Here is a 13,219-nt window from a genome sequence, read left to right as displayed (position 1 = left end):
CCTTGCCGCCTCCCCCCCCCGGGGGGGGGCCAAACTCCCGGGGGGGGGGGTGGGGGGGGTTACCCCGGGCCCCCGGGCATTGGGCCCGGCCCCCCCCCACCACAGGCCCGTGTGACTGAGCGCTTCAGTTGGCGAGTTGAGCGCCTCGGTTGACGGGTACGACCGGGAGGGGAGTCCAATGGGCGGGGACGTTCCGCATGACCAGGGCGCAGTCCAGGGTTGCACTCCCCAACGGGAACCGGTCTGCGTCGTCGAAGAAGGACGACGCGACGGAGCGAACCCGGCCGGCTTCCACGTGCCAGGCGTCGGTGTGCAGTTCCATGCCGTCCAGGTGACGGCCGGACCTGGTGGCCGAGAAGCCCTTTGTCCCACCTTGGAAGAAGCGAGAAGCCTCTGCGAGGTCGGCGAAGAGTTCGCTGCCCCGCAGCTCGTCGGACACCTCGACGGTGGTGTCCACTCGGGTGTCGCCATCCCGTGTCGCGAAGGCGACATGTACTTGGCCGGGTGTCTCGTGCACCTCGAAATCGGCGCGGCCGTGTTCGCCGGGGAAGGCGCGGCCTCCGGCCCAGGCATTGAGCCGCGAGGCAGTGTCGCGCCGTGGGATGTACACGCCGGTCTCCACCCCGTGCGGTCCGTCCCATTCCACGGCGATTCGATGGGCCGCGTTCTCGCTCCGCAGGCCGACCGCCTTGGGTGCCCAGGTGGGCCGCACGCTTCCCAGCCTCAGCAGGCAGATGCCCGCGACCGCGTAACCGTGCACCAGATGCGGGCGCAGCGGCTCGGGGAGCAGGCGTGCCGCGGCGTCCCGGGCGACCCGGTAGTTCACCAGAAGCCGTCGTTCAATGACGCTGGACAAGCGTGGCTGCCTCATGACCCCTCGCTCTGCGCTCCAGGGCGCCATTTGGTGTGACGCAGCACGATTTGCTCTGGGCACACGACGGTGAGGAACCGCCCGATGCAGATCGCCAGGCGGTCCTCGGCCAGCGTGTAGAGGATCCGGTTGCCGTCCCGGCGCTCGGTGACAAGCCCGGCACTCTTGAGCACGCCCAGATGCCGCGAGACGGATGGCGCACTGATGGCGAACCTGCTCGCGATCTCACCGGCCGCAAGCTCGCCACCCCTGAGGTCTTCAAGGATCTGGCGTCTCGTTGGGTCAGCGAGCGCACGGAAGGCCCCCGCCTCGTCCTGGGCTCCTGTCATAGCCAATATTTAGCACCTTAGCTAAATACCTAACAAGCGCTTCGGCAGCCTTCCACTGGCCGAGCGGGCGCCCGGCACCGGCCAACGCGCTCAAACGTGCCGAGTCTCGCACTCACCCGACAACTGAAGCGCTCAGTCACAACACCGCGACAGCCCCCGGCTGTTCGGAGGCCTTCTACAGGTCGAGGTCGAGGTGCTCGATGTCCGTGAAGCGGACCTCCTCCAGGCTTCCGGCCCGGCGACCGCCGTCCTCGAAATACACCTCCTTGAGCGCTTCGGCGGCGATCTCCTGCAGACGCTGATCGGACGCGCCCTGCTCCTAGGCCTCGAAGAGGCGGGCGGCGTACCGCGGCGAAACCGTCACTCTGAGCGGAGCACGGCTGTACGGGCTCGCGGTGATCGAGCAGGCGAACCGGACGATCCGGATCCTCGCTGCGACCGCACACCCGACCGCCTCCTGAGTCACCCAGGCCGCGAAAACTCTTGTCATGGACCTCGATGACGCCGGCTGCCAGGCCCGCTACCTGATCAGAGACCGGGAGGGGAAGTTCCCGGAACTGTTCCACACGATCCTCCAGGACGCCGGCATCGAGGTCGCCTTCAGCGGCGTCCAGATGCCCCGCATGAACTCAATCATGGAGCGGTGGGCGCAGACCTGCCTCCGAGAACTGCTGGACCGCACGCTGATCCGGGACCAGCGCCATCTCCTCCACACCCTTCGCGAGTTCGAGACCTTCTCTAGAGATAGAGCCGGACGAGATCCTGGTACCCCCTGCAGAATCCCGCCCAGCGGCCCATCTGCGCCAAGGTCTCGGCGTGGTCCGCGCGATAGCCGTAGAAGCGGACGGCCATTTCGGTTACTCAGGCGAAATCAGCTGACGGGCTTGCCGAACCAACGGGAGAGGTGGTCGTCCAGGTCCTGCTGATCGTCGCCGATCCAGGCGACGTGGCCGTCGGGGCGTAGCAGGACACACGGAACATCCAGTCCCGCAGAGGGATCCGCGAGGTAATCGACCCGGTCTGACCAGCCACTGACGGTCAGACGTTCGGTGCGGTCCAGCAGCAGTCCGCGGCCGCGATGCAGCAGACCGTAGAGGTGGCCCTGTTTCACGTCGATGTCGCGCAGGCGGCGGCCGACCAGGTCGGGGCCTTCGCCGAAGTCGTAGCGGATGCCGATCGCGGTGATCTTCTCGATCAGATAGCGGTTCACCTCATCGAAGTCCATCAGTTCGGTGAGCAGCCTGCGCACGGCCTGCGCGCCCGGTTCGGTGGACAGCAGTTCCATCTGGGCGCGGGTGTTGTCCAGCACGTCCTCGGCGACCGGATGACGCTCAGCCTGGTAGGTGTCCAGCAGTGTTTCCGGCGCCCAGCCGCGGATCTGTCCGGCCAGTTTCCAGCCGAGGTTGAATGCGTCCTGAACCCCCAGGTTGAGGCCCTGTCCCCCGGTGGGTGGATGGATGTGTGCCGCATCGCCGGCCAGCAGCACCCGCCCGACCCGATAACGTTCGGCCAGCCGGGTGGCGTCCCCGAAGCGGGACAACCAGCGCGGCGCGTGCACGCCGAAATCGGTTCCGGCGATGGTGCGCAGCTGTTGTTTGAAATCCTCGAGGGTGAGCGGTTCCGCGCGATCGCTGACTCCCGCGACGGGGACTACGACGCGATAGACCCCTTCACCGAAGGGCCTGAGACTGAAAATCTTGTTGGTCTCGTTGATTTCGGCCACCTTGGCGGCGATCTCCTCCTGTGGCACACCCACTTCCATCTCGCCCATCAGCGTCTCGGTCCGCGAGGGCTCGCCGGGGAAGCCGACGCCGAGCAGTTTGCGCACCGTACTGCGCCCGCCGTCACAGCCGACGAGATAGCGCGAACGCAGCTGTTCGCCGTCGGCCAGCTCGACGGTCACGCCCTCGTCGTCCTGCTCGAAATCGGCCACCGCACAGCCGCGCCGGACCTGCGCACCCAGTTGCATCGCACGTTCTTCGAGCAGGCGAACGATGGCCGGCTGTGGGATGCCCAGCAGATAGGCGTGCGCGGAATCCAAACCCTCGGGCGCGGGTTTGGTGATGGCGGCGAAGAATCCGCCGGCCGGACGCTTCCTTCCGTGTTCGAGAATGCGATCCAGCAGTCCGCGCATTGCCATCAGCTCGATACTGCGAATGTGCAGACCGACTATGCGGGCGAACGACACGGGCTCCGTTTCCTTCTCCAGAACGAGTACCCGCACATCGTGCAGCCGCAGTTCGGCGGCCAGCATCGCGCCAGTCGGCCCGCACCCGGCAATGATCACGTCGAACATGAGGGGCGCGCGATCGCCGCCAGAGGCCGACGACTGGAGTCCGGGGACGTCGCCCACGGTGAAGTCGCGTTCGACCGCATCGTTCGACGACGACTCGGAGGTGAATTGCAGAGACTGCATAGGTGTTGCCTTTCGGGAGGACCTTGTTGTCGAGGCGCTCCCGGCGACACCTACGTCAATCGCCGGCCGTGACGGGAAGGGGGAGCACCCACGTCGATACAGCGTTCATGGGTCTCACCTCCTCGGGCGGTGTCGCGGTCCACTGCAAGCTACAAGCCCGAGCATCACCCCGTCCAATCATTTCCCAGCCACGTGATCACGACTCCGAGCGGGCCCGCTTGCCGGGCGAATCCGGCGTGGCGGCCTGGCCGACGTCGCCCAGCCCGATCACCACCAGCGTGCCCGTCGGGGTGCACGCGGGTGCCGCGCGCCGCACCGCGTGGTGGGCGGTCAAGCCCACGTCCGTCAGGGGTGCCGCGCGCACCGGGTCGAGGCCGTCGAGCGGGAGCAGACGGCGGGCGTCGGGCTCGGCGACGTACTCGGCGAAAGCGCCGGGGCGGGCGATACCGAGCCAGCCACGGGAGTGCGGGCACGCTGGTAGCGGCCCGAGCGGCAGCGGGGACAGTCGCCACGGCCGCCGGGGCCGTAGACGGCGACCTCGGCACCCTCTACGACGCCCTTCCGGAGCGTCGGCTTCGGCACGCATGGACCACAAGCCGGGCGGAGTGCCGGCAGCTGCCCCGATGCGCGTCATCCGCCGTCGGACCCGCCCGCATCGCGCGGCAGCAAGGAGAGGGAATCCGGAGTGATCTCTCCAGCACAGTGCCGGCACCCGGAGTCCATCCGCAGCGGATGACCGCACTCATGCCCGAAGGCGACCGCAGGCGCATCGACTGCCCACTTGTCGCCCCATTGCAGGAGTCCGATCATGACCGGGAAGAGCTCCTGCCCCGCCTGGGTCAGATGGTATTCGTGGCGCGGTGGATGTTCGCTGTACTGCCGCCGCTCGATCACACCTGCCGCTTCGAGCTTGCGCAGCCGGTCGGCGAGGATGTCGCGCGGCGCGCCCGTGTAGCCGACGATCTTCGCGAAACGGTGCACGCCGTAAGCCAATTCCCGCAGCGCGAGCAGCGACCACCGCTCACCGACGATCTGCAGCGCGGCAGCCATCGAGCAGGGGCGCACGCCTACGGGCATGCCCGCCATCGCCGAGGCCAGGGGCCTTGCGACGGCCCCAGTCCCGGCCCCACCCACCGGCTGCTCCCTGTCCTGCTGGGGTTGTACGTCCATGATCCCACGTTACCCCTGGTTGGTTGCGTTTCACGACTCACTCACGCTAGCGTCGCGCAAGTCAGTAGGAAATCACAACTCACTTGCGAGGAATCCATGGCTGTATCCGACGCGGGCTCCACAGCCGCGCCTGCGGAGTCACCGACGGCGGGCGAGCCGGTCCAGGACGCCGCGGCCCGACGGCACGCGCTGCGGGTACTGGCCCTGAGCAGCCTCGGCGCGTTCGTGGTGTTCCTCGACACCACGATCGTCAACGTCGCGTTCGAGACCATCAGCCGCAGTTTCCATGACACGGCCGGCCATCTGGCGTGGGTGCTCAACGCCTACAGCCTGGTGTTCGCCGCCGTTCTCATACCGGCCGGGCGCCTCGCCGACCGTTACGGGCGCAAGCGAGTCTTCCTCACGGGCATCACCGGCTTCGCGGTGACGAGCGCCCTGTGCGGCCTGGCACCGAACGCCGGGACGCTCATCGCGGGGCGGGCCCTGCAAGCGGTGTTCGCCGCCCTGGTCACTCCCACCTCACTGGCCCTGATCCTCCCGGAATTCCCGGCCGCCCGGCGAGCGGTCGCGATCGGCACCTGGGGCTCCATGGGCGCGGCGGCGGCCGCCCTCGGCCCCACCCTGGGCGCGCTGTTGACCCAGTACGCCTCCTGGCGCTGGATCTTCCTGGTCAACCTGCCGATCTGCGCGCTGATCGCCGTCTTCGGCCTGCGCCTGCTGCGCGAGGCCCGCGACCCGCACGCCCGCGGCCTGCCCGACCCCCTCGGCGTACTGCTGGTCGCCGCGATGCCCGCGGCGCTGAGTCTGGGCATCATCGAGGGACCGAACTGGGGATGGACCGACCCACGCGTGATCGGCGCCTTCGTGCTCGCCGCGCTGCTGCTCCCCGTCTTCGTACTGCGCAACCGCTCCACCGCACAGCCCGTGATGGACTTCGCCCTCTTCCACGTCCGCCAGTTCCGGCTCGTGAACGCCGCGACGCTGGTGTTCGCCGCCGCCTTCTACGGCATGCTGCTGAGCAACATCATCTTCCTGCAGACGGTGTGGCACTACTCGGTGCTGCGCGCCGCGCTCGCCACCGCACCGACCCCGCTGGTGGTGACCGCCATAGCCGGTTCCGCCAGCCGCCTCTCCCACACCTACGGGGCACGCCGTGTACTCACCCTCGGCGCGGTCTTCTGGACAGCCGGCCTCGCCCTCGACGCGACCGCCGTCGGCGCCACCCCCCACTGGAGCACTCACTGGCTGCCCGCGGCGCTGCTCACCGGACTCGGCATCGGCCTCACCCTGCCCGTCCAGTCCGGAGCGGCCGTCCAGACGCTGCCCCCGGGGCGATTCGCACTCGGCTCGGCGATCAACGCGAGCCTCCGTCAACTCGGCGCGGTCCTCGGTATCAGCCTCTTCGTAGCCGTCCTCGGCACCCCTACGGCGGCCACCGCCGTCGACTCCTTCCACCGCGTCTGGTGGCTCTTCGCCGCTCTCGGCCTGACCGCCGGCGCCGTCCTTTGGACACCGAGCCGCCGCCGAGACGCCTCGGACGCCGGGGCAACCGGCCACGAGCCGGCGTACGGCACTCGCGACGGGGCGACCAACCACCAGGCGTAACCGGTGTTCGGCCTCCCCTGATCAGACACGCACCAACGGCACGCCCCTACGCAGCTCCTGCGGCCGGCGTCGCAACACACCATCGCTGTACTCATCGCTGTACGGCGGAGCCACGGTCTGCGGGCGGCACGAGGGATTCCGTGGCGTTTCCTCGGGTGCCGGGAATCGGCGAAGCCGCCGACTCGCCGAGGAGAGGGGCGCACCGACCGTCGCCAAGCCGATTGCGGTGGTCACGGGCTACCCGCAGAGACCCGCGGCCAGGCCGACAACTGAGCGCCGTCAGCCGGCCGATGAAGCGGATCAGCCCGGCGCTCGCGCCATGTGGAGTGCCTACTCCCATCCTTCGAACGCGCCCCGGATTATCGCGCGGCAAGCCCCCGTACGTCTCACTCCTTGATCTCACACATGGGTAACTCGGAAGACCAGCTCGGTCCGGCTCCGGCCGTCGGCGGCATCTCCGGCGGGCGGAACCGAACCGGGACTGGTCGACCCCCGACTTCATGTATGGGCGACGTCACTCAACTCCCGTCTCTGCTCGGCACGGTCCCTGGCGTGGGCGATGTCGTCGGCCGGCCCGGCCGCCGGCCCGACGCGCTCCTTGCGGACCGTGGCTACGACCACGACCACGACAAGTACCGCCAACTGCTGTGGCAGCGAGGGACCCGTCCGCACCTCGCCGAACGAGGCCAGGCACACGGCTCTGGCCTGGGCGTTTTTGTTCCCGGAGCGCAGGAGATTGCGCCAACCTCATCGATGAGGCCACCTGCCGACGAGGCCGCGCGAGCCTGATGGCGCATCAAGTCGCCATAGCCCGCGTCGATAGTGGCGCCGCGGCCGGTCCTGCTCTGGTCAGGTGGTGAGTCCTGCGTCGCGGGCCATGAGGGCCGCTTGCACGCGGTTGATAACCTCCAGCGCGGCCAGGATGCGGCTGACGTGGGCCTTGACGGTGCTCTCGCGCATGGCGAGGCGGGTGGCGATGTCGGCGTTGGTGTCGCCTCGGGCGAGGAGGGCGAGCACATCGCGCTCACGGGGGGTGAGCTGGTCCCGTCAGGCCTGCGCTGTGGCGGCTTGGGGCTGGTTGGTCGCGTGGTACCGGTCGATGAGGCGGCGGGCCGCGGTGGGGTGGAGCATCGCCGAGCCGGCGGCCACCAGGTGGACGGCGCGCAGGATCTCGGCCGGGTCGGTGTCCTTGAGCAGGAACCCGTCGGCTCCGGCGGCGAGGGCGTTGTAGACGTACTCGTCGAGGTCGAAGGTGGTCAGGGTGATCACCTTCGGGGGTGGGGAAGGGCCCGCAGCCGGGTGGTGGCGGTGATGCCGTCCATGCGGGGCATGCGTACGTCGACGAGGGCGACGTCGATGTGGTGGGCGGTGGCCTGCTCGATGGCCTGGAGCCCGTCGGCGGCTTGGGCGACCACCTCGATGCCTACGTCGCCGTCGAGGAGGTCGGCCAGACCGAGGCGGACCAGAGCGTCATCATCGACGATCATGGTGCGAATCATGTGCGGGTGCCGTTCTTTCCGTCGCCGCTGGGGTGGGGAATGCGGGCGGCCAGCCGCCAGGCGCCCGCCCCGGCGGGTCCGGCAGCGAGATGACCGCCGAGGGCGGTGACGCGTTCACGCAGACCGACAAGCCCGTAGCCTGACCGACGGTGTCTGTGCGAGGTGCTCCAGGGGAGTTGATGACCTCGACCGGTGTGGCCGGCGGCCGGTAGTCGATGCGTACGGTCACTTCGGCCCCGTCCGCATGCTTGCGGGCGTTGGTCAGTGCTTCCTGGACGATCCGCTACACCGCCAGTCGATGGGTGGTGGGAGCCTGCTCGGCAGGGCCGTCCGCGGTCAGTTCGATGTGCTGCCCGACAGAACGGGCCTCGTCGACGAGTCCCAGCTGAGCAGGTGGGCACCCAGCGCGGCCACGGCACATCCCACCGCCGCCCGCGCCCGGCGATTCACCGCCAGGTCGAACAGGGCGATCACCAGCAGCGGCAGCAGCGGCGATCCCCATCACACCGTGGCCGCGGTGATCAGCAGCGGCGCGACCGGCCACCGCAGCCGGGGCACGAGCAAGGCCGCTCCGCACAGCAGGGCCACGACGGTCACGGGGATCAAGTAACGGCCATCGCTGAGCGACCCGCACAGGTCGAGCGCATCATGGCCCGCTACCTGGACCTGCTGCACCCCGGCGGCACCCTGACGTACCTCGCCTACGTCGGCACACGCAAAGCCCGTTCCCTGACGGCATCACTAGCCGAAGCAAGCCGCCACGCCGGGGTGGGCGAGGTGATGGCCGCCTACCAGCGCAGCTACCGCCACCGGCCGCTGGACGGTCTGGGCGAACCTGCCTCCGGCGCACGTCTGGCACCTGCAACGGCCCCATGCGGTCCCCCACGAGTCGCAGCCGACAGCGGACGGAGCAATGCGGTGAACATCCTGTCCGACATCCTCGACCACCTCCCCCCTGCCGCCGCCGCTTACCCGGTGGTGACCCTGGCCGTCCTGGCCGAGTCGCTCCTCCGGGTCGGCGCGTTCGTCCCCACACTCACTCTGCTACTGACCGCCGGCGCCCTGGCTCGCACCGGCCACGTCAGCCTTCCCCTCATCATCTCTTCCGCGGCCGGCGCCGTGGTGGTGGGCTACTTCCTCGCCCACCGCACGGGCAGGCTCTTCGGTGATCACCTGCGCACCGGCCGCGTGGTCCGTCGTATCCCCGGCGCCGCCTGGCACCGGACTGAGACACTCATGACCCGCCACGGCGGCCGGGCCGTCTTGCCGGCCCGGTTCCTGCCCGTGGTCCGCACGCTCGCCCCGCACTTCGCAGGCGCCACCCGACTGCCGTACCGCCGCATCGCTCCGTACAGCGTCACCGCCGCCTGCCTGTGGGCCACAGCCGAGGCCGGCGTCGGGTACGCGGCCGCGACGTCTCTCCAGCGGATCCTCACTGTGGGCGGTCCCGCCGTAGCCGTGGTCGCCCTGACGGCCGTTGGAGTGGCGCTTCTGCGTCGTTCTACGCGCCATGCCACACGCTGCGGCTGACCGGCATGGATGCCGTGATCGCGCCCCTTGAGTCCAGTCGGCCGGTCTTGCCCTTCGCCGATGGGAGCCGGCCCCAGGGCGGTCCGGCACTGTGCGGGTCCGCGTGCGGAGCGCGTCTTGACCGGTCGGGTACCGACGCGCGCCTGTCCCGCAGTGGCAGGACACGCTCGGGTCAGCTGCTGGCGAGGAGCTCGAGTGTGTCGATCACGCGGTTCGAGAAGCCCCACTCGTTGTCGTACCAGGCGACCACCTTCACGTGCCGGCCGTCGACCCGGGTGAGGGCCGAGTCGAAGATCGACGAGGCCGGATTGCCCGTGATGTCGGAGGACACGAGCGGGAAGTCCGAGTACTCGAGGATGCCGGCGAGCGGCCCATCCGCCGCGGCGCGGTACGCGCTCAGCACGTCGTCGCGCGTCACGTCACGGGTGACGGTCGTGTTGAGCTCGACAATCGAGCCCACCGGGACCGGCACACGGATCGAGTCGCCCGACAGCTTGCCGGCCAGGTTCGGCAGCACGAGGCCGATCGCCTTGGCGGCGCCCGTCGTGGTCGGCACGATGTTGACGGCGGCAGCGCGGGCGCGACGGGCGTCACGGTGCGGACCATCCAGCAGGTTCTGCTCCTGCGTGTAGGCGTGCACCGTCGTCATGAAGCCGTGCTCGATGCCGGCGAGCTCGTCGAGTACCGCGGCCAGCGGTGCGAGCGCGTTGGTCGTGCACGAGGCGTTCGAGACGATCGTGTGCAGGGTCGGGTCGTACGTGTCGCTGTTGACCCCGAACGCCAGCGTGACGTCAGCGCCGTCCGACGGCGCGCTGACCAGCACCTTCTTCGCGCCCGCATCGACGTGGGCGCGGGCAGCCTCTGCCGACGTGAAGCGGCCGGTCGCTTCGAGGACGATGTCGACACCGAGTTCGGCCCACGGCAGCTGCGACGGTTCACGCTCGGCGAGCACCTTGATGCGACGGCCGTCGACGACGAGGGCGTCCCCGTCGACGGTCACCGGGCGACCGAGCCGGCCGGCCGTCGTGTCGTAGGCGAGCAGTCGCGCGAGGGCGACGGGCTCCGTGAGGTCGTTGACGGCCACGACCTCGAGGGTGCTGTCGCGTTCGAGCAGTGCGCGCAGCACGTTGCGTCCGATGCGGCCGAATCCGTTGATGGCGATGCGAGTCATAAGTGCTGTCCCTTCGGTTCGCCAGCAAGGTTCACTCGCGGCACCCACCCGGTGACAGTGGCGGGATCGCCACGGTTCAAAAGGATCGCGCCACGTGCGCCGGTGGCAGAGCTACTCACCCTGGGCGAAGGTGCGCCGGTACTCGCTCGGCGTGGTGCCGAGGATGCGATGGAAGTGCAGCCGCAGATTCGCACCGGTGCCGAGACCGACGTCGGCGGCGATCTGCTCGACGCTGCGCTGCGAACGCTCGAGCAGCTCGCGGGCCATGTCGATACGGGCTCGCATGACCCACTGCATCGGCGTGTACCCGGTCTCCGCCACGAAGCGCCGCGAGAACGTGCGCGGCGAGACCGCCGCCTGCCGCGCCAGCACCTCGAGGCTGAGGGGCTCGTCGAGCCGGTGCAGCGCCCACTCCCGGGTGACGGCGAACCGCTCACCGAGCGGCTCAGGCACGCTGCGCGGCACATACTGCGCCTGACCGCCGCTGCGGTAGGGGGCTGCGACCAATCGCCGGGCCGCGTGGTTCGACGCAGCCACCCCGAGGTCGCCGCGCAGGATGTGCAGGCACAGGTCGATGCCCGAGGCGGCGCCGGCCGACGTCAGCACGCTGCCCTCGTCGACGAACAGAACGTTCTCGTCGACCTCGACGAGCGGATGCCTCGCCACCAGCGCCCGTGTGTAGTGCCAGTGCGTCGTGGCACGCCTGCCGTCGAGCAGGCCCGTGACGGCGAGCGCGAAGGCGCCCGTCGAGATGGCGGCGAGCCGCGCGCCCCGGTCGTGGGCAGCGATCAGCGCGTCGACGACGGTCTGCGGCGGATCGTCACGGTCCGGGAACCGATAGCCGGGGATGAAGACGATGTCGGCCCACGCAAGTGCGTCAAGGCCATGGGCGACGTGGTACGAAAGGCCGTCGCCACCGGCCACGAGACCAGGTGCCGCGCCGCACAGCCGCACCTCGTACGGCATGCTCGCGCGCGTGCTGAACACCTGTGCGGGGATTCCGACATCGAGCGGCTTCGCACCCTCGAGCACAAGAACGGCGACGCGACGCAGGCGGGAGGCTGACACGGACACAGGGTACGCAGGGGTGCGGGCCCCGATCAGGGTCAGGGCATCGGCAGCATCACTCCCCGCCAGATCACATGGTTGACCGCGATGTCGGCCAGGGGCGCCGTGCAAGAGAAAGCGCCTTCCGGCGCCCTCGAAGCGGAACGCGTAAGCGCTTGCCGTGAACGCGTCAATGGATGGCTACCTGATTCTCATGCATGCTTGCGAGCAGCCGTCGGTGCGTCGCGACGGGTTGGCCCGGCGCGCAGGGCCCGGGTGGAGCCCAGGCCTGAACCAATGAGAGTGGCTCCACGACCGCACCCGCCTCCCCCAGCGCCTCCCGAACGGCAGCCTGCCCAACCGTCTCACCCGGCGCGACCTTGCCCCACCGGAACCGCCGTGCCGCGAGCGGCTCCGGCACGCTGGGCAGGGTCCGCCATACCCGATAGACATGCCGAACGTATGCGCTGCGTCCAGCGACACGCCTGACGCGCATGGTCATTCGACCGGACTCGCCTCACGTGCGGGCAGGGCACCCCATGAACAGACTGGTGCCATGCCCGCGCCCGAGGAACCGCCGCCCAGGTCGGCAACCGAGCCTCCCCCGCGGCCTCCGAAATCCGGGTTCCTGGACAAGGCGGCGTACGTCGCGGCGCCCGGGACTGTGGCTATCGGGCTGCTGTACTACTTTGGCAACGTCTATCAGCGCGCGTACTACACCGCACTCGGGGTGATCCCCGAAGATCTGCAGTTCTCCGTGCAGGCCATGCTGGCCGAGAGCCCGGACGCCATCTTCCTGCCGCTGTGGTTCCTGCTCGTGTGCGGGCTCATCGTGTTGCTGGTGCTCGGCTGGGCAGGACAGTCGCTCAGCGGGCCACGGCACGCGGCCCGTCGCAGCAAGGTGATCCTCTGGCTGCTGGGCTCGGGCCTTGTCCTGTTGCTGCTGGGCTTCCCGGTCTTCTTCTGGGAGGAGAATCTCCCCACGCTTCCGGGTGGCTGGGCCGCCCAGTTCGTGCCTGCGATGCTGGTGGCACTGGGCGCAACCTTGGCCTTCTTCGCCGTACAGCTGCGTCTCACCCACGACGCAGGGACACACGACCGACCCGGCCGCACCGGGGACCGGCTGTGGCTGTCGGGGGGAGCCCTGCTCCTCGGGCTTCTGACGATGACGCTCTTCTTCACCATGGCCCGCTACGCGTCCATGGCGGGCGTGAGCAACGCCGTCGCGACCGCTCAGGACCACTACCGGAAGAGTCAGCACGTAGTGATCCACTCACGTGTGATCCTCCAGCACCACGCGCAGGGCATCAAATACAAGGACCTGGGCGACAGAGCCGGTCCGTACCGCTACCAGTACAGCGGCTTCCGCCTGATCGCGAAGTCGCCGAGCCGCTACTACCTGGTCTCCAAGACCGCGGACTACTACAGCACCAAGGTCGTGGTCCTCCCCGACGACGACACCGTGCGGGTGGAGCTGAGCTAGGGGCTAGGCGGTGTCTTCAATTGATCTTGGATGGTGGATCATGGTCGGGTGATACGTCGCCATGAACTGTCCGATGTCGAGTGGGAGTTCGTCCGGCC

At 69.2% G+C, this 13,219-nt stretch carries 14 protein-coding genes and 3 pseudogenes; 5 read left to right on the top strand and 12 right to left on the bottom strand.

The window, feature by feature from the left end:
* Positions 1-124: 124 nt before the first annotated feature.
* From ACIRA5_RS49710 to ACIRA5_RS49680, 7 genes and pseudogenes are all read right to left on the bottom strand, one after another.
* Entirely contained in the window at positions 125-871 is a 747-nt protein-coding gene (locus ACIRA5_RS49710) for a DUF2071 domain-containing protein (RefSeq protein WP_403704164.1), read from the bottom strand.
* A complete protein-coding gene (locus tag ACIRA5_RS49705) occupies positions 868-1,200 on the bottom strand; it encodes a metalloregulator ArsR/SmtB family transcription factor (protein ID WP_168500502.1) in 333 nt (110 codons plus the stop codon). The genes ACIRA5_RS49710 and ACIRA5_RS49705 overlap by 4 nt, the downstream gene beginning before the upstream one ends.
* 175 nt (positions 1,201-1,375) lie before the next feature.
* Positions 1,376-1,552, bottom strand: a pseudogene (locus ACIRA5_RS49700) (XRE family transcriptional regulator); the annotation flags it as partial.
* A 386-nt stretch (positions 1,553-1,938) separates the two neighbouring features.
* Positions 1,939-1,998, bottom strand: coding sequence for a hypothetical protein (locus ACIRA5_RS49695; protein ID WP_403704291.1), 60 nt, complete (start codon positions 1,996-1,998; stop codon positions 1,939-1,941).
* A 73-nt stretch (positions 1,999-2,071) separates the two neighbouring features.
* A complete protein-coding gene (gene rox, locus ACIRA5_RS49690; protein ID WP_403704161.1) occupies positions 2,072-3,616 on the bottom strand; it encodes a rifampin monooxygenase in 1,545 nt (514 codons plus the stop codon).
* Between the two features lie 196 nt (positions 3,617-3,812).
* The gene (locus ACIRA5_RS49685; RefSeq protein ID WP_403704158.1) at positions 3,813-4,202 is read right to left on the bottom strand and encodes a hypothetical protein; all 390 of its coding nucleotides are present in this window, start codon (positions 4,200-4,202) and stop codon (positions 3,813-3,815) included.
* Between the two features lie 44 nt (positions 4,203-4,246).
* Positions 4,247-4,786, bottom strand: a complete 540-nt coding sequence (locus ACIRA5_RS49680; RefSeq protein ID WP_403704155.1) for a winged helix-turn-helix transcriptional regulator — start codon at positions 4,784-4,786, stop codon at positions 4,247-4,249.
* A gap of 96 nt (positions 4,787-4,882) precedes the next feature.
* Between ACIRA5_RS49680 and ACIRA5_RS49675 the strand changes: the two genes are divergently transcribed.
* Entirely contained in the window at positions 4,883-6,391 is a 1,509-nt protein-coding gene (locus tag ACIRA5_RS49675; protein ID WP_403704152.1) for an MFS transporter, read from the top strand.
* 498 nt (positions 6,392-6,889) lie between these two features.
* Here the strand turns inward: ACIRA5_RS49675 and ACIRA5_RS49670 are convergent, their stop codons facing one another.
* Together ACIRA5_RS49670 and ACIRA5_RS49665 are read right to left on the bottom strand one after the other, a co-directional pair.
* The gene (locus ACIRA5_RS49670; protein ID WP_403704150.1) at positions 6,890-7,087 is read right to left on the bottom strand and encodes a hypothetical protein; all 198 of its coding nucleotides are present in this window, start codon (positions 7,085-7,087) and stop codon (positions 6,890-6,892) included.
* 153 nt (positions 7,088-7,240) lie between these two features.
* A pseudogene (locus ACIRA5_RS49665) lies at positions 7,241-7,890 on the bottom strand (response regulator).
* 298 nt (positions 7,891-8,188) lie between these two features.
* Here ACIRA5_RS49665 and ACIRA5_RS49660 point away from each other — a divergent pair.
* The 3 genes and pseudogenes from ACIRA5_RS49660 to ACIRA5_RS49650 all read left to right on the top strand — a co-directional run bounded on the left by ACIRA5_RS49660 (position 8,189) and on the right by ACIRA5_RS49650 (position 9,420).
* Positions 8,189-8,500: a hypothetical protein gene (locus ACIRA5_RS49660; RefSeq protein WP_403704303.1), complete on the top strand. Its 312-nt coding sequence runs from the start codon at positions 8,189-8,191 to the stop codon at positions 8,498-8,500.
* A 17-nt stretch (positions 8,501-8,517) separates the two neighbouring features.
* Positions 8,518-8,812, top strand: a pseudogene (locus ACIRA5_RS49655) (translation initiation factor IF-2); the annotation flags it as partial.
* Complete coding sequence (locus ACIRA5_RS49650; protein ID WP_403704147.1) at positions 8,809-9,420, top strand: DedA family protein; 612 nt, start codon at positions 8,809-8,811, stop codon at positions 9,418-9,420. The pseudogene ACIRA5_RS49655 and the gene ACIRA5_RS49650, both read left to right, overlap by 4 nt.
* 172 nt (positions 9,421-9,592) lie before the next feature.
* Here the strand turns inward: ACIRA5_RS49650 and gap are convergent, their stop codons facing one another.
* From gap to ACIRA5_RS49635, 3 genes are all read right to left on the bottom strand, one after another.
* Positions 9,593-10,591, bottom strand: a complete 999-nt coding sequence (gene gap / locus ACIRA5_RS49645; protein WP_403704144.1) for a type I glyceraldehyde-3-phosphate dehydrogenase — start codon at positions 10,589-10,591, stop codon at positions 9,593-9,595.
* A 111-nt stretch (positions 10,592-10,702) separates the two neighbouring features.
* On the bottom strand, positions 10,703-11,659 hold the full coding sequence (locus ACIRA5_RS49640) for a GlxA family transcriptional regulator (RefSeq protein WP_403704141.1): 957 nt from the start codon (positions 11,657-11,659) through the stop codon (positions 10,703-10,705).
* A 169-nt stretch (positions 11,660-11,828) separates the two neighbouring features.
* The gene (locus tag ACIRA5_RS49635) at positions 11,829-12,134 is read right to left on the bottom strand and encodes an NUDIX domain-containing protein (RefSeq protein WP_403704288.1); all 306 of its coding nucleotides are present in this window, start codon (positions 12,132-12,134) and stop codon (positions 11,829-11,831) included.
* Between the two features lie 60 nt (positions 12,135-12,194).
* Between ACIRA5_RS49635 and ACIRA5_RS49630 the strand changes: the two genes are divergently transcribed.
* Positions 12,195-13,121 carry a hypothetical protein gene (locus tag ACIRA5_RS49630; RefSeq protein WP_403704138.1) on the top strand — a complete coding sequence of 309 codons (927 nt, stop codon included), beginning with the start codon at positions 12,195-12,197 and terminating at the stop codon, positions 13,119-13,121.
* Positions 13,122-13,219 lie beyond the last annotated feature (98 nt).

Origin of the sequence: Streptomyces sp. NPDC096311 (genome assembly GCF_044763085.1) — a bacterium.
In the GTDB taxonomy this organism is placed as follows: Bacteria; Actinomycetota; Actinomycetes; order Streptomycetales; family Streptomycetaceae; genus Streptomyces.
The sequence above is the reverse complement of the archived record's forward strand: the minus strand, read 5'-3'. Positions and strand labels throughout refer to the sequence as shown.

Coding starts and splice junctions, on each gene's coding strand:
- ACIRA5_RS49710 (WP_403704164.1), bottom strand. CDS start 871: ATGAGGCAGCCACGCTTGTCCAGCGTCATTGAACGACGGCTTCTGGTG.
- ACIRA5_RS49705 (WP_168500502.1), bottom strand. CDS start 1,200: ATGACAGGAGCCCAGGACGAGGCGGGGGCCTTCCGTGCGCTCGCTGAC.
- rox (WP_403704161.1), bottom strand. CDS start 3,616: ATGCAGTCTCTGCAATTCACCTCCGAGTCGTCGTCGAACGATGCGGTC.
- ACIRA5_RS49685 (WP_403704158.1), bottom strand. CDS start 4,202: ATGCGTGCCGAAGCCGACGCTCCGGAAGGGCGTCGTAGAGGGTGCCGA.
- ACIRA5_RS49680 (WP_403704155.1), bottom strand. CDS start 4,786: ATGGACGTACAACCCCAGCAGGACAGGGAGCAGCCGGTGGGTGGGGCC.
- ACIRA5_RS49675 (WP_403704152.1), top strand. CDS start 4,883: ATGGCTGTATCCGACGCGGGCTCCACAGCCGCGCCTGCGGAGTCACCG.
- ACIRA5_RS49660 (WP_403704303.1), top strand. CDS start 8,189: ATGGGTGGTGGGAGCCTGCTCGGCAGGGCCGTCCGCGGTCAGTTCGAT.
- gap (WP_403704144.1), bottom strand. CDS start 10,591: ATGACTCGCATCGCCATCAACGGATTCGGCCGCATCGGACGCAACGTG.
- ACIRA5_RS49635 (WP_403704288.1), bottom strand. CDS start 12,134: ATGCGCGTCAGGCGTGTCGCTGGACGCAGCGCATACGTTCGGCATGTC.
- ACIRA5_RS49630 (WP_403704138.1), top strand. CDS start 12,195: ATGCCCGCGCCCGAGGAACCGCCGCCCAGGTCGGCAACCGAGCCTCCC.